Source organism: Rhizobium sp. 42MFCr.1 (assembly GCF_000377185.1).
Lineage (GTDB): Bacteria > Pseudomonadota > Alphaproteobacteria > Rhizobiales > Rhizobiaceae > Rhizobium > Rhizobium altiplani.
In genome coordinates this window covers 72,850-95,468 of record NZ_KB897828.1, presented here as the reverse complement: position 1 = coordinate 95,468, position 22,619 = coordinate 72,850, and the positions used below count along the sequence as shown (strand labels likewise).

Annotated in this window: 22 protein-coding genes; 17 read left to right on the top strand and 5 right to left on the bottom strand. The window is 60.1% G+C overall.

All coding sequences use genetic code 11. From position 1 onward, the window contains the following. The first annotated feature begins 83 nt into the window (after positions 1–83). Both C934_RS0113360 and C934_RS0113355 read left to right on the top strand, forming a co-directional pair. A complete protein-coding gene (locus C934_RS0113360) occupies positions 84–1,331 on the top strand; it encodes a TCR/Tet family MFS transporter (RefSeq protein ID WP_018857186.1) in 1,248 nt (415 codons plus the stop codon). A gap of 142 nt (positions 1,332–1,473) precedes the next feature. Beyond that, a complete protein-coding gene (locus C934_RS0113355; protein WP_018857185.1) occupies positions 1,474–2,877 on the top strand; it encodes an MATE family efflux transporter in 1,404 nt (467 codons plus the stop codon). A gap of 13 nt (positions 2,878–2,890) precedes the next feature. Here the strand turns inward: C934_RS0113355 and C934_RS0113350 are convergent, their stop codons facing one another. Beyond that, on the bottom strand, positions 2,891–3,211 hold the full coding sequence (locus tag C934_RS0113350; RefSeq protein ID WP_018857184.1) for an antibiotic biosynthesis monooxygenase family protein: 321 nt from the start codon (positions 3,209–3,211) through the stop codon (positions 2,891–2,893). Between the two features lie 252 nt (positions 3,212–3,463). Here C934_RS0113350 and C934_RS0113345 point away from each other — a divergent pair, with 252 nt between their 5' ends. Further along, positions 3,464–3,997, top strand: coding sequence for a dihydrofolate reductase family protein (locus C934_RS0113345; protein WP_018857183.1), 534 nt, complete (start codon positions 3,464–3,466; stop codon positions 3,995–3,997). Positions 3,998–4,052: 55 nt separating this feature from the next. Here C934_RS0113345 and C934_RS0113340 read toward each other — a convergent pair whose 3' ends face one another. Both C934_RS0113340 and carA read right to left on the bottom strand, forming a co-directional pair. Beyond that, the gene (locus C934_RS0113340; RefSeq protein ID WP_018857182.1) at positions 4,053–4,346 is read right to left on the bottom strand and encodes a hypothetical protein; all 294 of its coding nucleotides are present in this window, start codon (positions 4,344–4,346) and stop codon (positions 4,053–4,055) included. Positions 4,347–4,499: 153 nt separating this feature from the next. After that, positions 4,500–5,705: a glutamine-hydrolyzing carbamoyl-phosphate synthase small subunit gene (gene carA / locus C934_RS0113335; RefSeq protein ID WP_026371790.1), complete on the bottom strand. Its 1,206-nt coding sequence runs from the start codon at positions 5,703–5,705 to the stop codon at positions 4,500–4,502. A gap of 273 nt (positions 5,706–5,978) precedes the next feature. Between carA and C934_RS0113330 the strand changes: the two genes are divergently transcribed. Continuing rightward, a complete protein-coding gene (locus C934_RS0113330) occupies positions 5,979–6,431 on the top strand; it encodes a GatB/YqeY domain-containing protein (protein WP_026371789.1) in 453 nt (150 codons plus the stop codon). Here C934_RS0113330 and C934_RS0113325 read toward each other — a convergent pair whose 3' ends face one another. Continuing rightward, a complete protein-coding gene (locus C934_RS0113325) occupies positions 6,432–7,310 on the bottom strand; it encodes a hypothetical protein (RefSeq protein ID WP_018857179.1) in 879 nt (292 codons plus the stop codon). 662 nt (positions 7,311–7,972) lie between these two features. On the opposite strand from C934_RS0113325, the gene dnaG reads away from it, so the two are divergent. Beyond that, positions 7,973–9,958, top strand: coding sequence for a DNA primase (gene dnaG, locus C934_RS0113320; protein WP_018857178.1), 1,986 nt, complete (start codon positions 7,973–7,975; stop codon positions 9,956–9,958). Next, positions 9,955–11,811 (top strand): DNA helicase RecQ, encoded by a 1,857-nt coding sequence (gene recQ / locus C934_RS0113315; RefSeq protein ID WP_018857177.1) that lies wholly within the window; start codon positions 9,955–9,957, stop codon positions 11,809–11,811. Before dnaG ends, recQ begins: the two co-directional genes overlap by 4 nt. Before the next feature lie 102 nt (positions 11,812–11,913). Here the strand turns inward: recQ and C934_RS0113310 are convergent, their stop codons facing one another. Then, positions 11,914–12,747, bottom strand: a complete 834-nt coding sequence (locus C934_RS0113310; RefSeq protein ID WP_018857176.1) for a universal stress protein — start codon at positions 12,745–12,747, stop codon at positions 11,914–11,916. A 194-nt stretch (positions 12,748–12,941) separates the two neighbouring features. On the opposite strand from C934_RS0113310, the gene C934_RS0113305 reads away from it, so the two are divergent. From C934_RS0113305 to C934_RS0113260, 11 genes are all read left to right on the top strand, one after another. After that, the gene (locus tag C934_RS0113305) at positions 12,942–14,129 is read left to right on the top strand and encodes a glycine C-acetyltransferase (RefSeq protein ID WP_018857175.1); all 1,188 of its coding nucleotides are present in this window, start codon (positions 12,942–12,944) and stop codon (positions 14,127–14,129) included. Between the two features lie 21 nt (positions 14,130–14,150). Further along, positions 14,151–15,188, top strand: a complete 1,038-nt coding sequence (gene tdh, locus C934_RS0113300; RefSeq protein WP_018116225.1) for an L-threonine 3-dehydrogenase — start codon at positions 14,151–14,153, stop codon at positions 15,186–15,188. 9 nt (positions 15,189–15,197) lie between these two features. Then, a complete protein-coding gene (locus C934_RS0113295; protein WP_018857174.1) occupies positions 15,198–15,545 on the top strand; it encodes a GFA family protein in 348 nt (115 codons plus the stop codon). Positions 15,546–15,601: 56 nt separating this feature from the next. Further along, positions 15,602–15,877, top strand: coding sequence for a hypothetical protein (locus tag C934_RS34670; protein ID WP_156828755.1), 276 nt, complete (start codon positions 15,602–15,604; stop codon positions 15,875–15,877). 126 nt (positions 15,878–16,003) lie between these two features. Further along, the gene (gene rpoD, locus C934_RS0113290; RefSeq protein ID WP_007534225.1) at positions 16,004–18,055 is read left to right on the top strand and encodes an RNA polymerase sigma factor RpoD; all 2,052 of its coding nucleotides are present in this window, start codon (positions 16,004–16,006) and stop codon (positions 18,053–18,055) included. 210 nt (positions 18,056–18,265) lie between these two features. After that, positions 18,266–18,559, top strand: a complete 294-nt coding sequence (locus tag C934_RS0113285; RefSeq protein ID WP_018116303.1) for a GYD domain-containing protein — start codon at positions 18,266–18,268, stop codon at positions 18,557–18,559. A gap of 162 nt (positions 18,560–18,721) precedes the next feature. Beyond that, the gene (locus C934_RS0113280; RefSeq protein WP_018857173.1) at positions 18,722–19,927 is read left to right on the top strand and encodes a DUF930 domain-containing protein; all 1,206 of its coding nucleotides are present in this window, start codon (positions 18,722–18,724) and stop codon (positions 19,925–19,927) included. Positions 19,928–20,007: 80 nt separating this feature from the next. Next, the gene (locus tag C934_RS35140; RefSeq protein ID WP_018116301.1) at positions 20,008–20,169 is read left to right on the top strand and encodes a hypothetical protein; all 162 of its coding nucleotides are present in this window, start codon (positions 20,008–20,010) and stop codon (positions 20,167–20,169) included. Positions 20,170–20,281: 112 nt separating this feature from the next. Beyond that, positions 20,282–21,082, top strand: a complete 801-nt coding sequence (locus tag C934_RS0113270) for an AraC family transcriptional regulator (RefSeq protein WP_018857172.1) — start codon at positions 20,282–20,284, stop codon at positions 21,080–21,082. A 69-nt stretch (positions 21,083–21,151) separates the two neighbouring features. Continuing rightward, positions 21,152–22,039 carry a DMT family transporter gene (locus tag C934_RS0113265; RefSeq protein ID WP_198011812.1) on the top strand — a complete coding sequence of 296 codons (888 nt, stop codon included), beginning with the start codon at positions 21,152–21,154 and terminating at the stop codon, positions 22,037–22,039. 111 nt (positions 22,040–22,150) lie between these two features. Then, positions 22,151–22,531 carry a DUF427 domain-containing protein gene (locus tag C934_RS0113260; protein WP_018857170.1) on the top strand — a complete coding sequence of 127 codons (381 nt, stop codon included), beginning with the start codon at positions 22,151–22,153 and terminating at the stop codon, positions 22,529–22,531. Positions 22,532–22,619 lie beyond the last annotated feature (88 nt).

Below are 22,619 nucleotides of genomic sequence, written 5' to 3'. Positions count from 1 at the left end.
GTTTCGCTAATATACGTGAGCTATGTAACAAATGCCGGCGACGAGATCGTCTTTTCAGAAATAGCCTGCTGTAGAGATGCCTCATGCTTGATCCGAAATTCGTTCGTCGCGGCTTGTTCCTTGTCTTCATGATCCTGTTTCTCGACGTGATCGGGATCGCGATCATCATGCCTGTGCTGCCCGCTTATCTTGAGCAATTGACCGGTGGGTCCGTGAGCGATGCAGCTCTCGATGGTGGCTGGCTGCTTGTCGTCTATGCGGTCATGCAGTTCCTGTTTGCGCCGTTCCTGGGCAATCTCAGCGACCGCTTCGGGCGGCGCCCCATTCTGCTTCTGTCGGTGCTGACCTTTGCGATCGACAACTTCATCTGCGCAGTGGCGACGAGCTTCTGGATGCTTTTTATCGGTCGTGCGCTGGCTGGCTTCAGCGGCGGCAGCTTTGCGACCTGTTCCGCCTACATCGCCGACATCAGCAATGATGACAATCGGGCCAAGAATTTCGGCCTGATCGGCATTGCGTTTGGCGTCGGTTTCACGATCGGCCCTGTCATCGGCGGCTTCCTCGGCGAGTTCGGCCCCCGAGTACCGTTTTTTGGGGCAGCGGCGCTCTCGTTCCTCAATTTCGTTGCCGCCTATTTCATGCTTCCCGAGACATTGGAGGCAAAGAATCGTCGGACGTTTGAGTGGAAGCGTGCCAATCCTCTTGGCGCGCTGAAGCAGATGCGAAACTACCCCGGTATTGGGTCAATCTGTGCGGTCATGTTCCTTTTCTGGCTGGCGCATGCCGTCTATCCGGCGGTCTGGGCCTTCGTATCGACTTTCCGTTATGGCTGGAGCGAGGGCCAGATCGGCCTGTCTCTCGGCATCTACGGCATCGGCGCAGCCTTTGTCATGGGCGTCATTCTGCCGAAGATCGTGCCGGTACTCGGCGAGTGGAAGACAGCAGTGCTGGGCTTGTGTTTTTCCGTCGTCGGACTGACGGGTTACGCCTTCGCCTGGGAGGGCTGGATGGTCTACACGATCATCGTGCTGACGGTGATGGAAAATGTCGCCGATCCGCCGCTGCGAAGCATAGCAGTCGCCAAGGTGCCCCCCTCTGCTCAGGGAGAATTGCAAGGGGCGCTCACCAGCCTCAGCAGCATCACCACGATCGTCGGGCCGCTGATCTTTACGCAGCTGTTCGGCTACTTCACTGGACCCGAGGCGCCGGTGCGTTTCGCTGGGGCGCCATACCTGCTGTCGGCCATCATCATCCTGATCGCGGCCATTGTGTTCTTGACGAAGGTACGCACGGTCAAGGTCGCAGAAGCCGTCGAGCAGCCGGCCGAGTGAGCCATCAGAATTCGTGATGCGATGATGAATTTTTCATCATTTGCCTAGTTTTGAATGGCTCTTTGCGGAGCTTTGATCTAATTCCTCTTGATGTTTTGCCGCAACTTGCGGCCGTCAGCGATTCAATCACAGGACTGGTGTCATGGACACGCCGATCGACGCGCGCAAGCTAGCGCCGAAAAACGATAACCATTGGGCTGCGCATTTCCGCGCCACGCTGGCGCTCGGAGTCCCGTTGATTGGCGCGCAGCTGGCCCAGCTCGGCATCAACACGACCGACGTGATGATTGTCGGCCGTCTCGGTGCTGAAAACCTCGCTGCCATGGTGCTATCGGCGCAGTTCCTGTTCACGATCCTCGTTTTCGGCTCGGGTTTCGCCATCGCGGTCATACCGATGGTTGCGCAGGCCTACGGGAAGGGCGACGTCGTCAGCGTGCGCCGGTCGCTACGCATGGGCCTTTGGGTCGTGCTGGCCTATTGGGTGATCATGCTGCCAGCGTTCTTCAATTCCGAGCGGATCCTGCTTGCCGCTGGACAGAAGCCCGAAGTGGCTGCACTCGCGCATGGCTACATATTGATCGGTCAATTCGGCGTGCTGCCGGGGCTGCTTTACAATGTCATGCGTGCGCTGGTCAGCGCGATCGGCCGCGCGGCGGTCATTCTCAACGTGACGATCGCGATGCTGGTGCTGAACGCCTTCTTCGCATATGCGCTGGTGCTCGGCCATTTCGGCTTCCCGGCAATGGGCCTAGAGGGAGCGGCGATCGTTTCGGTCGTCGTGCAGGCGGCCGGCTTCCTGTTTATCATTGGCTATGTGCAGAGCAGGGCGGAGACGCGGCGCTACGAGATATTCGTCCGGTTCTGGCGTCCCGACTGGAAGGCCTTCTGGGAAGTCGTGCGTCTCGGCCTGCCGATCAGCGTGACGATCCTCGCCGAAGTGAGCCTCTTTACCGTTGCCTCGCTGCTGATGGGGCAAATCGGAACGATCGAGCTCGCCGCTCACGGCATCGCGCTGCAATGGGCGTCGATTGCCTTCATGATCCCGCTTGGCCTGTCGCAGGCGGCCACCGTTCGGGTCGGCGTCGCGCACGGGCAGGGCGACTACACCGCAGTCGTTCGGGCTTCGATCGCTGTCGTCGTCATCGCCTGCCTGATCGCGGCGGCCGGCAGCATTCTGTTTGCTGCCGTTCCCGAGTTCCTGGGAAGCTGGTTCCTTGATACGACCCTGCCGGAGGCACCTCAGGTGCTTGCCTATGCTGGGCCGCTGATCGTTGTGGCAGGGCTCTTCCAGTTGGTCGATGGCTTGCAGGCAATCGCCAATGGCCTGCTGCGCGGCTTGAAGGATGCGCGCGTACCGATGATCCTGGCGCTGATCGCCTATTGGCCGATTGGCTTCTTCCTCGCCTGGGCCTTTGCGTTCCCGCTTGGCTTCAGTGGAATCGGCATCTGGTTCGGCTTCTTGGTCGGGCTGGCGGCGGCAGCCGTGATGCTTTGCGGACGCTTCTACCTGCTTGTCCGCCGCGAAAAGAACATGGCCGGCGTCTAGCCGGCCATTCGGATCAAGCCGCGATCGGCTTGTAGTTGGCAATGTCGGCGCGAATGCCTAGGCGTTCGAACAGCGCCTGCGGATCGAAGTTTCTGGCGCGATGGGCTGCCTGCACCACCGCTTTGACCCGGTCGATCACCTCGGCACTTTCCCATTGCGCGATCGTCACGAAGTTGAACTCGCCAGGCCCTGAAACCTGCTCCAGCACCTGATGGCTGATGAAGCCCTCCTGCGCCTGCAAGACCTCGTGCGTCTTCAGCACGTTCATGAGGAATTCCTCCCGCGCAGCCTCCGGAACAGCAAACTTGTCGATCCGGTAAAACGCTCCGTTCATCCCTGTCTCCTTTGCTTTGGATGTCACAAGCGCGGGTGTAATTCCTCAAGTTAAGTTGAGGTCAATAGGTCGACACAAATGGCCACTGTAGGTGACCCGTGGGTGGTTAGGGCCGGTCTGCCTTGTGCGTAGAGGTTGGAACGGAGCTCTAATTTGGTCGCACCAACCAAGCGACGTCAGATTGTAAGCAAATTCATTTCTGCGTAGCATCGGTCAGACCGTTGTGAGGAACTTGGGAGGAGGTCCTGCAGCATGTCCAAGCTCGTGTTCGCTTTGAACCAGTCCCTGGATGGTTATGTCGACCATTTAGAATTTGGGCCGCCCGATCCCGTTCTCTTTCGTCATTTCATCGACGACGTGCGCGGCCTTGCCGGAAGCGTATACGGTCGCCGCATGTACGAGGCGATGCGGTATTGGGACGAAGACCATGCCGAATGGGACGAGGCGGAGTGCGACTACGCAGCGGCGTGGCGGCGCCAACCGAAATGGGTCGTGTCGCGCTCGCTGCAATCAGTCGGCCCGAACGCCACGCTTGTCGCGGACGACATCGAAGCGACCATCCGCGGGTTGAAGGCTCAGCTGGACGGAGTGATTGAAGTTTCCGGACCTGAACTGGCGCGAAGTCTTGGTGACCTCGGTCTGGTCGATGAATATCGAATGTATCTCCATCCCGTCGTGCTTGGTCGCGGCAAGCCGTTCTTCGCCGGCCCGCGGCCGCCGCTGCGCCTCGTGGCGAGCGATCGAATTGGCGGGGACGTGATCAGGTTGACATACGTTCTGGCATAGTCGCGCGACCGACCCGCCTCAGTCCGGCGGTGGCCGCGCGCTTATAATCTGCGACCTAGTAATTGTACATCGACATTGGATCGTTGATGCAGGCGTAGTCCAGGAGGCACTGCTTGCCCGTACGGTCACGCAAGCTGGCGGTGCTCAGCTTGTCGCCTGGGCCGCATTGAGCTGGCGGATAGCGAAAGTTGCGGCCTCCGAAGCCGAGGCGGACATAGACCTTCTTGGATTGGCGGATAATCTGCGCGAGCTGTGCGCAGCTGTAGTCTTTCGCATCGACCTTCACAGGCCCGGCGGCAAAGGATACCGTCGGGAGCAAGCACGCAACGACTAGAACCAAGCATCTCATGGCTGGCGGCCTCCTGACCGAAACTCAGTAAATCAGCACTCTCGACGCTATTCAAACGGATATCGCGTGGCGGCAGCCGCGGATGCGCGCAATAGCTAAAACGAGAAAAGCCCGCTGGGAAGCGGGCTTTCGAATTGCGTGAAGGGATCCGTCTCAGCGCTCGGCGAGAGCTTCCTCGCCCTTCTTCGCGCGCACCAGATTGATGAAGCGACGGAAGAGGTAGTGGCTGTCCTGCGGGCCGGGGGAGGCTTCCGGGTGATGCTGCACCGAGAAGATCGGCTTACCAGCGACACGCAGGCCGCAGTTGGTGCCGTCGAAGAGGGAAACGTGAGTCTCTTCAACGCCATGGGGCAGAGACTTCGTGTCGACCGCGAAGCCGTGGTTCATCGAGACGATCTCGACCTTGCCTGTGGTGTGATCCTTGACGGGGTGGTTGGCGCCATGATGGCCCTGGTGCATCTTTTCGGTCTTGGCGCCGAGCGCGAGGCCGAGCATCTGGTGACCGAGGCAGATGCCGAAGACCGGGATGTCGGTCTTGATCAGCTTCTGGATAACAGGAACGGCGTATTCGCCTGTTGCGGCCGGGTCGCCCGGGCCGTTCGACAGGAAGATGCCGTCGGGCTGCATGGCAAGCACATCCTCGGCACTCGTCGTTGCCGGCATGACGGTGACCTTGCAGTCGAGGCCGGCAAAGAGGCGCAGGATGTTGCGCTTGACGCCGTAGTCGAGGCAGACGACGTGATACGTCGCATTTTCTGGGGTAAGCTCGCCGTAACCTTCGTTCCAGATCCACGGGGTCTGCGCCCACTGCGACGTTTGGCCTGACGAAGCGATCTTGGCGAGGTCGAGGCCTTCGAGGCCGCTCCACGCCTTGGCTTCCGCCTTCAGCGTCTCAACGTCGAACACACCGTTGGGGTCATGGGCGATAACGGCGTTCGGCGAGCCGTTTTCGCGGATCCAAGCCGTCAGCGCGCGTGTGTCGACACCGCAGAGGCCGATGATGCCGCGAGCCTTCAGCCAGGCATCGAGGTGCTTGACGGCGCGGTAGTTGGACGGATCGGTTATATCGGCCTTGAAGATGACGCCGACGGCGCCGTGGCGTGCTGCTGGCGTCAGGTCCTCGATGTCTTCTTCGTTGGTGCCGATGTTGCCGATATGCGGGAAGGTAAAGGTGACGATCTGGCCGAGATAGGAGGGGTCCGTCAGAATCTCTTCGTAGCCAGTCAGCGCCGTGTTGAAGACCACCTCAGCCTGGACCTTGCCGGTCGCGCCGATGCCCTTGCCTTCGATGACGGTTCCGTCTGCAAGAACGAGCAGGGCAGTCGGCTTTTCGGTTGTCCAGGGTGCTGTCGCGGTCATCTTCATCCCGTTTCCGGCAGCCACACGTCCTTGGGCAACGTTGGCCGGCCATTTGGTTCGCAAGCATATGCGCGCGGCAAGGCGCGCGCTCTCAGGCCTGATCACGAATTTTGGTGCAGGTGGCGGTAAATAGCCACGCTGTTGCGCGAGGTCAATCTTTGTAGCGCACATTCTGCGGGTTTTCTCGCGCTTTCTGCCGTCATTTTCCGCAATTTATTTGATCCCATGCATTCGCGTGGTTTATGAAGCGGCATTCAAACAGGAGTGATTATGATGTTGCGCGATCAACTCGCCGCCGCCCTCAAGGATGCCATGAAGTCCAAGAATGCCGAGCGGCTCTCGACCGTTCGCCTGATTCAGGCCGCCATCAAGGACCGGGATATTGCCAATCGTGGCGCCGGCAAGGAAGAAGCGAGCGACGACGAAATCCTGCAGATCCTCGCCAAGATGGTGAAGCAGCGCGACGAATCGGCGAAGATCTACGAAGAAAACGCGCGCCCCGAACTGGCCGCTAAAGAGCGTGCCGAAATTGCGGTGCTCCATGATTTCCTGCCGAAACAGCTTTCGGATGCGGAGGTTCGCAGCAACATTACCGCGATCATCGCGGAAATCGGCGCCGCCGGCCCGAAGGACATGGGCAAGGTGATGGCCGTCCTGAAGGAGCGCTATGCCGGCCAGATGGATTTCTCCAAGGCCTCCGGCGCCGTCAAGGAACAGCTGAACTAATCAGCGCAGGCTCGCCGTCTTTCTGGCGGCGAGCCCCAGAACCGCTTCTGCGGCAGCATCGACAATGGCGAATTTCGCGGCCTGATAACCCCAATACTCCATGATAAACGCGCGCGAAATCCAAGTATCGCCCTTATAGGGCGGTTGTGTCCAACCCACGCTTCCCATTTCGGATGCCGTCGTCAGCAGGCGCTTCAAATGCGTGTTGGAGATCATGAACTGGTCACGGATTTCCTTGAGCGACACGGGGCCGATGTGGGCCCGTTCCGAGTTGCGATCGAAGTTGTCGATACTGATCATAAGGTAGTCCATGATCAGGCCGCCGGAGTTTGCCCAGTTGAACAGATTGTATGTAGCGCCTGGGTCGCGCACGGCATCGCTATCGATAATCCCCTTGGAGATCAGCGGCTGCATCCTCGAGAAGGCCGAGGGGTCGGCATTCATCCGGTCCAGCCGATTGCCGCCGTCAAGACTGTCGAGAATAAAAAGGTGGGTGGCGAGCCACCTGTAAAAGTGTTCGTGAGCGGTTTCCGTCGGCTCCAACAGGCGCGTGCGCTTGTCGCTGGTACTCAAGACCGGACTAAGGAACCGGTAGGCTAGCATTTCCTGGATAAAGGCTGCGGCGGTATTGCGGCTCGCAATCTTGTTCGCAACGGCAAAGGCGATGAAACGGCGCGAATAAAGGCCGAGCTTCGGTTCGCCGGGATAGCCGAAGTGGAGTGCAAAGCCGGCATGGGCCATCAACCAGCGTTGCTGCGCGGCAAAGATCGATGCGATGCGCGGGCTCTCGCGGTAGATCGTCAGCATTTCGCGGGCGCAGTTCAGCACGGCCACGAAAAAGGCGTCGCTTTCTAAAAAATCCTCAACTCTATGTGGCATTCGATGATCCCGGTAGGATACTTTCATTGGGCATCGAAGGAGAACTGTCAATGCCATCCACTGCCCACAGCGGACATGGAGACATCGAAGATAAAACTTTTAGGTGAAATTATAGAAGGCAGGAGCTGGGGGTGCTCCTGCCTTCTTGCTCTTTGCTTCCGGTGGCGACGCAGGACCGAGATCCAAGCCACCGGTTACTCGCAAAGACACCCTTGCGAGGCGGCGCCGGGGGTAGGGATGGTGCCTCGCTTGGGGATCGCTTCTTTCCCATTGAAGTTATTGCGACGCGGCAACTGATTCAAATTACAAAAAAATAATGATTGGCGACGGGGCTGCCTTAGGTGTGGCAACCGCGATGGAGGCTACTGCGCGCCGACATGAAATTCGTCGGTCGGAGCAATTCGGAAGCCGTTGTTCCGAAATCGGTTTTTGACGATAGTCAAGAACTGAGACGGTCGGGACGCCTGCTTGCATACACGCAAAACGTGGGGTTATTGCCGTCAGTGTCGCACCCCCTGTCGCAGGGGCGGTAACGCAATTTTGAACACTCATTTCGGGAGAATTTTGAGCAGGCAATGGTCCTGTGAATAGCGCGGCTTTCGCCCAAATGCCGTGGCATCTGCGTATGAACCTGCTTATATGGACCCAATCAAGAGGTTCACATGCGCTTTTCCAATTCCTTTCTCGACGAGATACGCGATCGCGTGCCGATTTCGGACGTGATTGGCCGTCGTGTGAGCTGGGACAAGCGCAAGACCAACGTGTCGCGCGGCGACTATTGGGCCTGCTGCCCGTTTCACGGCGAGAAGTCGCCGAGCTTCCACTGCGAGGACCGAAAGGGGCGCTACCACTGCTTCGGCTGCGGCGTCACCGGCGATCACTTCCGCTTTCTCACAGATCTGGAAGGGTTGAATTTTCCGGAGGCGGTGCAGCAGATCGCCGACATGGCGGGCGTTGCCATGCCGGTTGCCGATCCGGTTATGGAGAAGCGCGAGAAGGAGCGCACTTCGCTTCTCGACGTGATGGAGCTTGCGACCAAGTACTTTCAGGATCAGTTGCAGACGGCAAACGGCGCGCGGGCGCGGGCTTATCTTCGCGACCGCGGGCTGACGGGACGCACGATCGAGACCTTCCGGCTCGGCTTTGCCCCCGATAGCCGAAACGCACTCAAGGAGTTTCTGGCGGGCAAGGGCATTGCCAAGGAACAGATCGAAGCATGTGGGCTGGTGGTCCATGGTCCCGAGGTGCCGGTCTCCTACGATCGCTTCCGCGACCGCATCATGTTCCCGATCCTGTCATCTCGCGAGAAGGTAATTGCGTTCGGGGGGCGTGCCATGTCGCCGGATGCGCCCGCGAAGTATCTCAATTCCAACGAGACAGAGCTGTTCCACAAAGGCAATGTGCTCTACAATTTCGCACGCGCCCGCCGGGCGACGCAGGGTGCGAACGGCGAGGGCACGATCATCGCCGTCGAAGGCTATATGGACGTGATCGCGCTGCATCAGGCCGGCGTCGAGAATGCCGTGGCGCCGCTCGGCACGGCATTGACCGAGAACCAGCTTGAACTCCTCTGGAAGATGACGCCGCAGCCCGTGCTTTGCTTCGATGGCGACGGCGCCGGCATTCGCGCCGCCAATCGCGCTGCCGATCTGGCGCTTCCGCATATCAAGCCGGGGCGCACCGTGCGCTTTGCCCTGTTGCCCGACGGCAAGGACCCGGACGATTTGGTGCGCAACGAAGGCCGTGCGCCCTTCGACAAGGTGATGAGCCAGGCCAAGCCGCTGGCAGAGATGATCTGGGGCCGTGAGATCAATACCGGGCAGTTCGAGACGCCTGAAGCGAAGGCCGAGCTCGAAGCGCGGTTGAAGCAGCTGGTTGGTGTCATTGCCGATGAGAATGTGCGCCGTCACTACCAGCAGGATATGCGCGACCGCCTGAACGGCTTCTTCCAGCCGCAATTCCAGAATCGCGGCAATGAGCGGCGAAGCTTTGATCGTGGCGGTGGACAATCCCGTGGCCGTGGCAACGAGGGGCCACGCGGCCCGCGCCTTTCCGGCGGAGGCATTTCCGATCGGCTCGCCCGCTCCGGTCTGGTTCGAGGCCACCAGGAGACGCCTGCCTTGCGCGAGAGCGTTCTGGCGCTGACAGTTATCAATCATCCGGCCTTGATGCAGGACGAGTACGACGAAATCGCCTCGATCGACTACGACAATCGCGAGCTTCAGCGGCTCTGGTCTGTCATGCTCGGCGCCGCCGCGGCCGTGGCCGGCCCGCACCTCACGCGAGAGCACCTGCTGGAGCGCATGGAAGAGCAAGGCTTCGGCTCATTGCTGCAGGGGCTCGAGCAGCAGATCCGCAATGCCCGCCTTTGGATCGCTACATCGGAGGCTGCGATGGAGGATGCGCGCGAAGGCTACCGGCAGGCGCTCGCCTTCCACAAACGCGCCAAAGCGCTGCGTTTCCAGAAGATCGAGCTCGAACGCGAGATCGCCGAGGCAACCGAGGCCGGCAACGGCGAGGTGATCGATCAGTTGATGCGCGCATTGCAGGAGGTTCATTTCGAGGGGCTTCGCTTAGAGAACCAGGAAGCGATCATCGATGGATTCGGCGTGCTCTCCGGCCGCGTCAAGGGAGCGGCTAGCCATTGAGGGATTCTACAGAGCAACTTTCTGCCGGCGATGCGCTGTTCGGCGCGGAGCGCTCGCCTCTTGGCATTCTTAACCGTGTCTATGGCTATCCGGCCTTCCGCGGCAAGCAGCAGCAGGTGGTGGAGCATGTCGTCGCCGGCGGCGATGCCGTCGTTCTCTTTCCGACGGGGGCCGGCAAATCGCTCTGCTTCCAGATTCCGGCGCTCTGCCGCGAAGGTGTCGGCATTGTCGTTTCGCCGCTGATTGCGCTGATGCGCGATCAGGTGGAGGCGATGAAGCAGCTCGGCATCAGGGCCGCGGCACTGAACTCGGCGCTGTCACGCGAGGAGTTCATCGAGGTTCGTCGCGCGATTGCCGCAGGCAAGCTCGATCTCCTTTACGTGACGCCGGAGCGCATTCTCATGGATGGCTTTCGCGACACGATCGGTAACGCGCGGATCTCGCTCTTCGCGATCGACGAGGCGCATTGTGTTTCCCAATGGGGCCATGACTTCCGCCCCGAGTATCGCGAGCTTGGCAAGCTGGCGGAGCACTACCCGGGTGTGCCGCGCATTGCGCTGACGGCGACGGCCGACTCGCACACCCGCGACGATATCGTCGAACGGTTGGCGCTGAACAATGCCCAGGTCTTTACGACCAGCTTCGATCGCCCGAACATTTCCTACGAAATCGTCGAGCGCGATCAGCCGCGCCAGCAGTTGCTGCGGTTTCTTTCCGGACACAAAGGCAACAGCGGTATCGTCTACTGTCTGTCCCGCGCCAAGGTCGAGGATACGGCCGAGTGGCTGAACGGGCAGGGCATTCGGGCGCTTCCCTATCACGCCGGCATGGACAGGGTGCTTCGCGATGCAAATCAGGATGCCTTTCTGAAAGAGGATGAGCTTTGCCTTGTCGCCACCGTCGCCTTCGGCATGGGGATCGACAAGCCGAATGTGCGCTACGTCGCGCATCTCGATCTGCCGGGCTCGGTCGAGGCGTACTACCAGGAGACGGGCCGCGCCGGGCGCGACGGCCTGCCTTCCGAAGTCTGGATGGCCTACGGCATGGCCGACGTCATCCAGCGCCGCCGGATGATCGACGACGGTGGTGCGGCCGACGAGATCAAACGCGTTGAGCGCTCCAAGCTGAACGCGCTGCTGGCGATCTGCGAAACCGCCTCGTGCCGCCGTCAGGCAATCCTTGCGCATTTCGGCGAGGCGCATGCCGGCAAGTGCGGTGGCTGCGATACCTGCCTGAAGCCGGTCGAGACCTGGGACGGGACGGAGGCAGCCATCAAGGCGCTTGCCGCGATCTACCGGACCGGCGAGCGGTTCGGCACCGGGCATGTCGTGGATGTGCTGCTCGGCAACGTCAACGAGAAGACTGAACGCTTCGGCCACACGACAATGCCGGTCTTTGGCGCCGGAAATGATCTGCCGGCCCGCACGTGGCAATCGGTATTCCGGCAATTGCTTGCGATGGGATTGGTCCGCGTCGACAATGAAGCGTTCGGCGCCCTGAAGCTCGAGGCGGAGGCCCGCGCCGTCTTCAAGCGCGAACGCCCGGTTTTCTTCCGCAAGGATCGTCCGGTTGCGGAACGACGTTCGAAACGAACGGCGCAGGTCGAGCGGCGCTCCGTTCTTTCAGGCGGAGACGGCGTGCTCTTCGAAGCCTTGCGCGCGGAGCGGACGGCGATCGCGCGCTCGCTCGGCGTGCCGCCCTATGTTGTCTTCCCCGATACGACACTCATCGCCTTCGCGACCGAGCGGCCGCGGACGCACAAGGAGATGCTCAACATCTCGGGGGTAGGCCAGTCGAAGCTCGAGCGCTACGGTGATGCGTTTCTGGATGTGATCCTCGGTCACGATGACTAGGCTGCGCCGAGGGGGACGGTTGGATCGGGCATGACATGCTGACGCTTTCAAGGTCTTTAGGATCCAAAGCCCCCCGTCTCGAGCCACGCGTTTTACCAAACTTTACCGAGATAGAAACATCGGAACGGTGCTGTCTTTCAGCATGGACTGTGTTACGCCACCGAAGAGGCGTTGCTGCAGGCGTGGGTGGTTATAGGCACCCATCACGATGAGATCTGCCGCGACATCGAGGGCGTGCTGCCTCAATGCCTCGTCCACCCGCCGTCCGCCGCTGGGCACGCGGTCAACTTCGACATTGATCCCATGCCGCGCAAGATAGGCCGCGATGTCGGCTCCAGGTTCCTCACCGTTTGCTGTTGCTGAAGAGACCGGATCAATAAGTGTCACGTGAACCGTGTCGCTGGCTTTCAGGAAATCCAGGGATTGCCGCGCCGCACGGGCGGCTTCGTTGCTGGAGTCCCAAGCAAGCAATACCGACTTCGGAGACGTCGTCATCGATCTCTTGGCGGGATTGATCAAAATCGGGGTCGGCGATTGAAAGAGTGCTCCGTCGATAACGCGTTTTCGCAGGGGCTCGTTGCGCGCCGTCTGAGCCTCGACAAGAACCAGGTCCGCATAAAGGGAACGTTCGGCGATGTCGTCATCGACCCAGGCGAACTCTGTGTAGATTTCCTGCACATCGCTTGAAAGATCGGCGTTCCGCAGTTCCGCTTTGACTGCCGCAGCTTCTTCGCCGAGGTGTTCGATTTCGCGCTGCTGCTCGTCGAGCCACGCTGTGGAGATCGCCTGGTATGTTGCGATCGCGGGCACGGCACCCATGCTCATCACAAGCGCTGTCAGATGTGCGTCGTGACCCTCGCAGAACTTCACGGCGTTGCTGAGGTCGTCGGCCCAATGGTCGACGCCGAGAACAGCTAGAACGGTTTTGATCGTCATTTTGACCCGCCTTTCTGTTGGATGAAGCTGATTCTACTCCTTTCGCGCCGACCTGCATTGATCTCTGTCAAAATCGTACCGCGGATATGCTTTGGCGAACTATGGCGGCGAAATCCGGCGTTGACGACGGCAAGACAGGCTCTTGGCTATGTGCTAGTGCAGGGCATCGGGAAACATCACAAGAAGGGCATTCAATGACCTCGGAATTCCTCTCCTACCTCCGCACCGAACTTGCCGCACTGAAGGATGCCGGACTTTACAAGTCCGAGCGCGTCATCACCTCCAAGCAGGCAGGCGAGATTGCCGTTGCCTCCGGCGAGCGCGTGCTGAACTTCTGCGCCAACAACTATCTCGGGCTCGCTGATAATGAGGAGCTTGTCGAAGCGGGGAAGAAGGCGCTCGACCGCTATGGCTACGGCATGGCGTCGGTGCGCTTTATCTGCGGTACACAGGAAGAGCACAAACAGCTCGAGGCCCGCATTTCCTCCTTCCTCGGCATGGAAGACACGATCCTCTATTCCTCTTGTTTCGACGCCAATGGCGGTCTCTTCGAGACGCTGCTCGGCGAGGAGGATGCAATCATCTCCGACGCGCTGAACCACGCCTCGATCATCGATGGCGTGCGTCTCTCCAAGGCGAAGCGCTTCCGCTATGCCAACAACGACATGACGGCGCTGGAGGAAGAGCTGAAGAAGGCGGAAGGCAGCCGCTTCAAGCTGATCGCTACTGATGGTGTCTTCTCGATGGACGGCATTATTGCCAACCTGCAGGGCGTCTGCGACCTCGCCGAGAAATATGGTGCGATGGTCATGGTCGACGACAGCCACGCCGTCGGCTTCGTCGGGAAGCATGGGCGCGGGTCAGCCGAGCATTGCGGGGTTGAGGGCCGGGTCGACATCATCACCGGCACGCTCGGGAAGGCGCTCGGCGGTGCCTCCGGCGGCTATACTTCGGCAAAGGCGGAAATCGTCGACTGGCTGCGGCAGCGGTCGCGCCCCTATCTGTTCTCGAACACGCTGGCACCGGTAATTGCGGCTGCGTCGCTCAAGGTCTTCGATCTCATCGAGAACGGTGATGCGCTGCGCGAGCGGTTGGCAGCCAATGCGGCGCTGTTCCGCTCCGAAATGACGAAGCTCGGCTTCACCTTGGCGGGCGAGGGGCATCCGATCATTCCTGTCATGCTTGGCGACGCCAAGCTGGCGCAGGACATGGCGGCGCTCATGTTGAAGAAGGGCGTCTATGTGATCGGCTTCTCCTTCCCTGTCGTGCCAAAGGGACAGGCGCGCATCCGCACGCAGATGTCGGCGGCGCATTCACGTGCAGATGTCGAGCGGACGATTGCGGCCTTTGCCGAAGCCGGCCGCGAACTCGGTGTCATTTAAAGGGTTTGGGAGAGTTAGATCATGTCGAACATGATGAAGGCGCTGGTCAAGGCGAAGCCGGAGGTGGGGCTTTGGATGGAACATGTCCCGGTTCCCGAGGTCGGACCGAACGACGTGTTGATCAAGGTGAAGAAATCCGCGATCTGCGGTACCGATGTCCATATCTGGAACTGGGACCAGTGGGCGCAGAAGACCATTCCTGTGCCGATGGTCGTCGGCCATGAATTCTGCGGCGAGATCGCTGAGATCGGCTCGGCGGTTACGAAATACCATGTTGGTGAACGTGTTTCCGGCGAGGGGCATATCGTCTGCGGCAAGTGCCGCAACTGTCGTGCGGGCAGGGGCCACCTCTGCCGCAACACGCTCGGCGTCGGCGTCAACCGCCCCGGCTCGTTCGGAGAGTTCGTCTGCATTCCCGAGGCGAATGTGGTGCCGATTCCGGACGATATTTCCGATGAGATCGCCGCGATCTTCGACCCGTTTGGCAACGCGGTGCATACAGCTCTTTCCTTCGATCTCGTCGGCGAGGATGTGCTTGTCACCGGCGCGGGCCCGATCGGCATCATGGGGGCGCTGGTCGCCAAGCGATCGGGCGCCCGCAAGGTGGTCATAACAGACATCAACCCGCATCGGCTTGATCTCGCCCGCAAGCTCGGCATCGATTATGTCGTCGATGCCTCGAAGGAGAACCTCACCGACGTGATGAAGTCGATCGGAATGACCGAGGGCTTCGACGTCGGGCTTGAAATGTCCGGCGCTGCGCCGGCCTTTCGCGACATGATCGACAAGATGAACAATGGCGGCAAGATCGCGATCCTCGGCATTGCGCCTGCCGGCTTCGAGATCGACTGGAACAAAGTCATCTTCAAGATGCTTAACCTGAAGGGCATCTACGGTCGCGAGATGTTCGAGACTTGGTACAAGATGATTGCTTTCGTGCAGGGCGGGCTGGATTTGTCGCCCGTTATCACGCACCGGATCGGGATCGATGAGTTCCGGGAGGGATTCGAGGCGATGCGCTCGGGCAATTCAGGCAAGGTGGTTATGGACTGGAACTGAGGAGGATCGATGCAGTACGAAGGAAGCTGCCATTGCGGCAACATCGCATTTGAGGTGGAGGGGGAGTTCACCTCCGCCCTTGATTGCAATTGTTCGCTATGCCGACGGCGCGGAGGGCTGCTCGCCTTCGTTCCCCGCGACAAGTTCACCCTGAGAACGCCGCGTGAGAAGCTGTCCACCTATACGTTCAATACCCACACGATCCGGCACCGCTTTTGCGGCACTTGCGGCATCGCTCCCTTCGCGGAAGCTAAGATGCCGGACGGTGCCGAGATGGCCTGCATCAACGTTCGCTGCATTCCCGCTGTTGATCTTGCAAGTCTGGAGATCCAGCCCTGGGATGGGCAGTCGCATTAAGCTTCGACGGAGGTCGGACAAAACAAACGGCGGGCACGTCGAATCTTGGCGGCGACTTGGCTGTTCAGGAAGAATGCCTGCTGCCCTTGTCTTCTCGTGGTGACATCCTATTTATGGTTGGCAATCGCTTGGGCGGTTCCGGGCCTGTGGATAAGGCTTTTTCCGGGTTTTGTGAGGCTTTTTTGCTAGAAAAGCTTGACGAGAACAAAAAATGTGGGAATCACCGTTCGACTTGGAAAGCGGTGAACTGGGTCAAGGGCGGATCGCACAACCATGGCCGGACATTTGATGACAATGAAGCTCTGTCGTCCGGCGCCGGCAATCGTGGTTAATCAGGCATTAAATCTCATCCCGTTAGGTGAGACTAGGTGATTCGAGACGGTCGTTTGCGGCGTATCGGCTGCGTGCGGCCGTTCACTGCGACGAGTTTGAATAGCGTCAGGAAGGCGACGACATAAATGGCAACCAAGGTCAAAGAAAACGAAGAAGCGGAAGTCGAACGCGACGGCGGCACCGACGGCCCTCTTCTCGATCTTTCCGATGACGCGGTCAAGAAGATGATCAAGGCCGCGAAGAAGCGCGGCTATGTAACGATGGACGAGTTGAACGCCGTCCTGCCGTCAGAAGAAGTGACGTCCGAGCAGATCGAAGACACGATGTCGATGTTGTCGGACATGGGCATCAACGTCATCGAAGACGAAGAAGCCGAGGAAGCCACGGCCGGCGGCGACGATGATGATTCCGGCTCCGACGACGAGAGCGAAGGCGGCGAGCTCGCGCCTTCCGGCGGCACTGCCCTTGCGACCGCCAAGAAGAAGGAACCGACCGACCGCACCGACGATCCGGTTCGCATGTATCTGCGCGAAATGGGCTCGGTGGAGCTGCTGTCGCGCGAAGGCGAAATTGCGATCGCAAAGCGCATCGAGGCCGGCCGCGAAACCATGATCGGCGGCCTCTGCGAAAGCCCGCTGACGTTCCAGGCGCTGATCATCTGGCGCGATGAACTCAACGAAGGCACGACGCTGCTTCGCGAGATCATCGACCTCGAAACCACCTATTCCGGCCCGGAAGCCAAGGCTGCACCGCAGTTCCAAAGCCCCGAGAAGATCGAGGCTGACCGCAAGGCCGCCGAAGAGAAGGAAAAGACGCGCCGCGTCCGTTCTGGCGACGACGACATCACCAATGTCGGCGGCGAAGGCCTTCCTCCGGAAGAGGAAGAAGAAGACGAAGACGAGTCCAACCTGTCGCTCGCCGCTATGGAAGCGGAACTGCGCCCGCAGGTCATGGAAACGCTCGACATCATCGCCGAGACCTACAAGAAGCTGCGCAAGCTTCAGGACCAGCAGGTCGAGCAGCGGCTCGCTGCCACCGGCACGCTGTCGTCTGCCCAGGAGCGCCGGTACAAGGAGCTCAAGGATGAGCTCATCAAGGCCGTCAAGTCTCTGTCGCTGAACCAGAACCGCATCGACGCCCTCGTCGAGCAGCTTTACGACATTAACAAGCGCCTCGTTCAGAACGAAGGCCGCCTGCTGCGTCTCGCTGAATCCTACGGCGTCAAGCGCGACTCGTTCCTCGAGCAGTATCAGGGCGCCGAACTCGATCCGAACTGGATGAAGTCGATCGGCAATCTGGCGGCACGCGGCTGGAAGGAATTCGCCAAGGGCGAAAACACGACGATCCGCGACATCCGCCAGGAGATCCAGAATCTCGCAACGGAAACCGGCATCTCGATCTCGGAATTCCGCCGCATCGTGCACATGGTGCAGAAGGGCGAGCGCGAAGCCCGCATCGCCAAGAAGGAAATGGTCGAAGCGAACCTTCGCCTCGTCATCTCCATCGCCAAGAAGTACACGAACCGTGGTCTGCAGTTCCTCGACCTCATTCAGGAGGGCAACATCGGCCTGATGAAGGCGGTCGACAAGTTCGAATACCGCCGTGGCTACAAGTTCTCGACTTACGCGACGTGGTGGATCCGTCAGGCGATCACCCGTTCCATCGCCGACCAGGCCCGCACGATCCGTATTCCGGTGCATATGATCGAAACGATCAACAAGATCGTCCGCACGTCGCGCCAGATGCTGCACGAAATCGGTCGCGAGCCGACGCCGGAAGAACTGGCCGAAAAGCTTGCCATGCCGCTCGAAAAGGTCCGCAAGGTCCTGAAGATCGCCAAGGAGCCGATCTCGCTCGAAACCCCTGTCGGTGACGAAGAGGATTCACACCTCGGCGATTTCATCGAGGACAAGAACGCGCTGCTGCCGATCGACGCCGCCATCCAGGCGAATCTGCGCGAAACGACGACCCGCGTTCTGGCATCACTGACGCCGCGCGAAGAGCGCGTGCTGCGCATGCGTTTCGGCATCGGCATGAACACCGACCATACGCTCGAGGAAGTCGGTCAGCAGTTCTCGGTTACCCGCGAACGTATCCGTCAGATCGAAGCGAAGGCGCTGCGCAAGCTGAAGCACCCGAGCCGTTCGAGAAAGCTTCGCAGCTTCCTGGACAGCTAAGCTTCCACCTTCGACTGGAAACATCCAAGAGCCGGGCCCTGTGCCCGGCTTTTGCTTTTCTGGCACCCTTGCGGGCCGTGGCATTTCTTGTTGTCGCATGGGGACAGGAGTAAGGTAGACACTACGGGGGACAGGACCGACCACAGCGCGTGAGCGAAGGTCGCCATAGCCTGTTGCGTAGGGCCAAGACCCTCCGGTGGGAGGTGTGCAATGACCACTTACATCGTGCTTATTAATTGGACGGATCAGGGCATTCGCAACGTTCGCGACTCGGCAAAGCGCCTGGACGCGGCAAAGAAGCTGCTTGGCGACATGGGCGGATCCTTCCAGAATTTCTTCCTTACCTTGGGCGATCACGACATGGTTGCTGTCTGCGAGGCGCCTGACGATGCTGTCATGGCGCGCTTCGGGCTGTCGCTTGGGATGGCGGGTAATGTGCGCACCAAGACGCTAAAGGCGTTTCCGGAGGCTGCCTATCGCGAGATCATAGGCTCGCTCGGATAGCCCTTGACCTTCTCGCAGAGGCGAATACGCGCAAACATGTGGAGGACGTGCTGCGCGAAAACGGTTGCGTTCGCGTGGCACGAGGCTTTTTTGTTTTACGGCTTGATGATGCCTTCTTAAAAGGCCACATCGGTAGCGTGGCGCAGGGCATCGTTCGTAGGCATGCAGCAGACTTCGGGAAAGAAATGGGGAGCATTCGGCTGGGGCATCTTTGCCTCCGTTCTGCTGCACCTTGCCGTCGTCGGCTTCTTTCTCGTGAAGCTGCCCGTACCTGCGCCTCAGCCGGAGGAGGAAACCGTCAGCGTCGACCTCGTGCCACCGCCAGAAGAAAAGAAACCAGAGGAAAAGAAACCCGAGGAGAAGCTGCCGGAATTGAAGATGCCGGAAGAGCCCAAGCCAGAGGAGCCGAAACCCGAGGAGAAGAAGGCGGAGGAAAAGCCGGCCGAGAAGCCGCCGGAACCGCCGAAGCAAGAGAAGGCCGAGCAGCCGCCGCCTCCGCCACCACCGCCACCACCGCCGGAGCAGGCAAAGACGCCGGAAGAGAAACCGCCGGAAAAACCACCGGAAGCAGCAGCTGCAGAGGATGCCAAGTCCAAGGAGCAGTCTGGCAAGGGGCAGCCGCTGCCGGTGCTGCGCCCGGTGACGGAATTTGGCGACAAGGATACCGGCCCGGAGAAATCGACCGAGGGGGATGCTTCCGTCGCGGGTGTAAAGTCTGATACGCCGAAGCCTTCACCTGAACCCAAGCCTGAAACCCAGGAAGATCAGGTGAAACCGGAGCAAACGACAGAGGCAGCCAAGACACCTGAAAGCAAGGAACCGCCGGCCAATCCGGTCCCTGATGATGTCGACCTGCCGCGGGTCGACCTGGCGGAAAGCCATGCCGAGAAGAACGGTCCAGCCGCCGGCGCCGAAAGCGAGGCCAAGACCAGCTTTGAGCAGGGCAAACCGCCCAATGCAACGAAGCCCGATGCGACGGCAACCGCACAGGCGGACAAGCCCGTCGAGCTGACGGAGGCGAAGACATTGTTCTCGCAGAATATGACGAATGATCCAGTGGCGAGAACCGCAATGGGCGATCTGCCGCGGAGTGTTCGTGTCGACCAACTCTGCGGCACGGAGCTTCGGCAGCAGCTGATGCATGGTTCCCCGTCATATCGGCCGGAACTCCTGCCATCCTACCGCTTGTCAAAGGGCACCGTTCTCCAGGTCCGGAAAGGCGCATTTCGGGCTGCGGGCCGCTGGTATGATGTCAGTTTCCGTTGCGAGGTGGACGATGGGGCCACGAAAATCCAATCGTTCAGCTTTGCCGTCGGCAATCCGGTTCCAAGGAGCGAATGGGCGAGCCGCCGTTTCCCGATGGACTAGCGTTCACCAGTTCGGCGCAAGACAGTCCCTTTAACCCTTTCCCATCGCCACATGTCGGTGGCGCGTGAAAGGACAATGAGATGTCGAACGAAATCGAGCGCTTCTTCGAACTGCAGGATGAAGCGACCAAGGCTGCCTTTTTCGAGAATCGCGGAGACGAGCTCACCGATATCCTGGTTGCCGCGCTCGATGATGTCTGGGCGATTCTGGCAGACAAGGATCTGGGCGAAACGCTCCATTGAGCACTTTGGCCAGCATGATCGCTTGAGGCGATGGGCAGCGAGGGGTGTCGCTTGCCGTTGTTTTCGGTGGCTTCGGCTGGCACTATGCGGCTTCATCTCTGAAAGCCCACTCATGGCCCGCAGTCAATTTCGCATGTTCAGGTCGGCGGTTGCCGGCATTGAGGCCGTGGCTGCCAGTAGCGGCCGGAGCTTCGCGCGCCATACTCATGAGCAGTTCGGCATCGGGCTGGTTTCGTCAGGTGCGCAGAAATCGCTGAGCGGGCGTGGGATGGTCGAGGCTGGTGCCGGCGACATCATCACGGTCAATCCGAACGAAGTGCATGATGGCACGCCGATCGGTGAGGGCAGGTCGTGGCGAATCCTCTACTTCGACCCTGCGGTGATCACTGCCAACCTCTCCGAAGTTACAGGGGGACGACGATCGGCGGTCGAGATTGCGCATCCGGTGCTGCATGACAAGGCGATCGCGGCGCACTTCGAGGCAGTTTTTGCGCTCTTGACCAACGAGGGAGGGCGGCAACTGCAGCTGGAGCAAGTCCTGCTTGAACTCGTCGCCCGCGTCTTTGCGGAGGCCGTCCCGAACGATCGGCCGGGTGCACCCCAGGCCATTCGGACCGCGCAGGAAATGATCGACTGCGATCCTACAGCGGCAATCTCTCTGTCCGACCTGGCCCGTGCGAGCCGGCTCAGCCGGTTTCAGGTATTGCGGGGTTTCGCGAAAGCAACCGGCATGACGCCACATGCCTATCTGGTCCAGCGCCGCATCCATCTTGCGCGGCGTCTGATCGCGGGCGGCGCACCCTTGGCGGAGGCCGCCATTGCCAGCGGCTTCGTCGACCAAAGCCACATGACGCGCGTGTTTGTGCGGAAGTATGGGGTCTCTCCGCGCGCCTATGCCAATGCGGTCGCCTGACTGCGCTGCAATTTCATACAAGATCGCTAGATAATTATGGTCTTTCTTCTGCGCAAACAGGAGAAGGCGATGCAGCGACATTTGCAAGGTTACCTCTATCTGACTCTGGCGATGATCACGGTTGGCAGCACCGTTATCGCAAGCCGGGTCATTGCGTCAGGCATGCCGCCGTTCACGGCGACAGCTCTGCGCTTCGCCGCTGCCTTCCCGTTCTTCCTGCTTTTGATGGGTATGACCGGGACCCGCCTGCCAAGCTTGCCGCTTCGCGACTGGATCATCGTCTTCGTTCAGGCCGGTGCGGGCAGTGTTGGCTACACGACCTTGCTGATCTCAGGCCTGAAGCTGACCACCGCGGCCGACGCGGGCGTCATCATCGGGACGTTGCCGGTTGTCGCCGGGGCGCTTTCCGTCGTTGTTCTGCGCGAAACGCCTCGTTCGTCGATGGTGTTGGCGATCGTGCTGGCGACAACCGGCGTTTTGTTCATCGCGCTTTCACCCGATGCCGGAAGTGGATCCCTGCCTGGCAACGCACTGGTTTTCGGAGCCGTGATCTGCGAAAGCCTGTTCATACTCCTGAACAAGAACCTCAGCACACCGATCTCGGCGCTGACGCAGTCTGCATTGATGACGGGGATTGGCTTCGGCGTCGCCATGGTGGCGGCCGTCTTGGCAGAAGGTGTGCCACGGGAATTCTCGGCAGGTGCGATGTCGGCAGTGATCTACTACGCGCTGGTGCCGACCGTTGTCGGTTTCATCCTTTGGTATGCCGGGGCGGAGCGTGTGAGCGGCGTCGAGGCGTCGCTTTTCACCGCAGTCGCACCGGTTTCCGCGTTATTGATGGCCTTCGTGATACTCGGTGAGCCGCTGCATTCCAACCAAGTTGCCGGCGTCGGCTGCGTGCTGGCGGCTGTCCTAGGACTCGGCTTGTTTCAGCGACGGGCGATGGCGGCAAAGTAGCGTTGTTTGCCGGTGCCGTTCACGGGCGGCGGAAGCGAGGACCCGCCACGGCCGCTCCTGCAATTTGATGGCGCGGCTCCTATATCTGAGTTCTGGCCGAAGGAGCTGCCGATGTCTGCACAATCGATGAAGATACCCGGTCCCGATCACCCGATTACCGTCACGCCCAATCCTGCGCGCGTCGTCATAAAGCTGCGCGGGCAGGCTATTGCCGATAGTCGCAATGCGTTGTCGCTGAAGGAAGCGTCCTATCCTGCCGTTCAGTACATACCGCGCGCTGATGTCGATATGGCGCTTCTCACCCGGAGTGATCACCATACCTACTGCCCGTATAAGGGCGAGGCGTCGTATTTCAACATTGTTTTGGGCGGTGCGGAGGTCGTGAATGCGATCTGGACCTATGAAAGTCCGTATGCCGCTGTCAGCGAGATCAAGGAGCACCTCGCTTTCTATCCCGATCGGGTCGACTCGGTTGAGGAGTTTCCGGGCTAGTGCAGCTCATGGGCGAAACGCCGAATAAGGTAGTGTTCGCCGCGGAGCCGCGGATTCTTGGGAGGAAACAAGGACGGTCCGGCAGGGA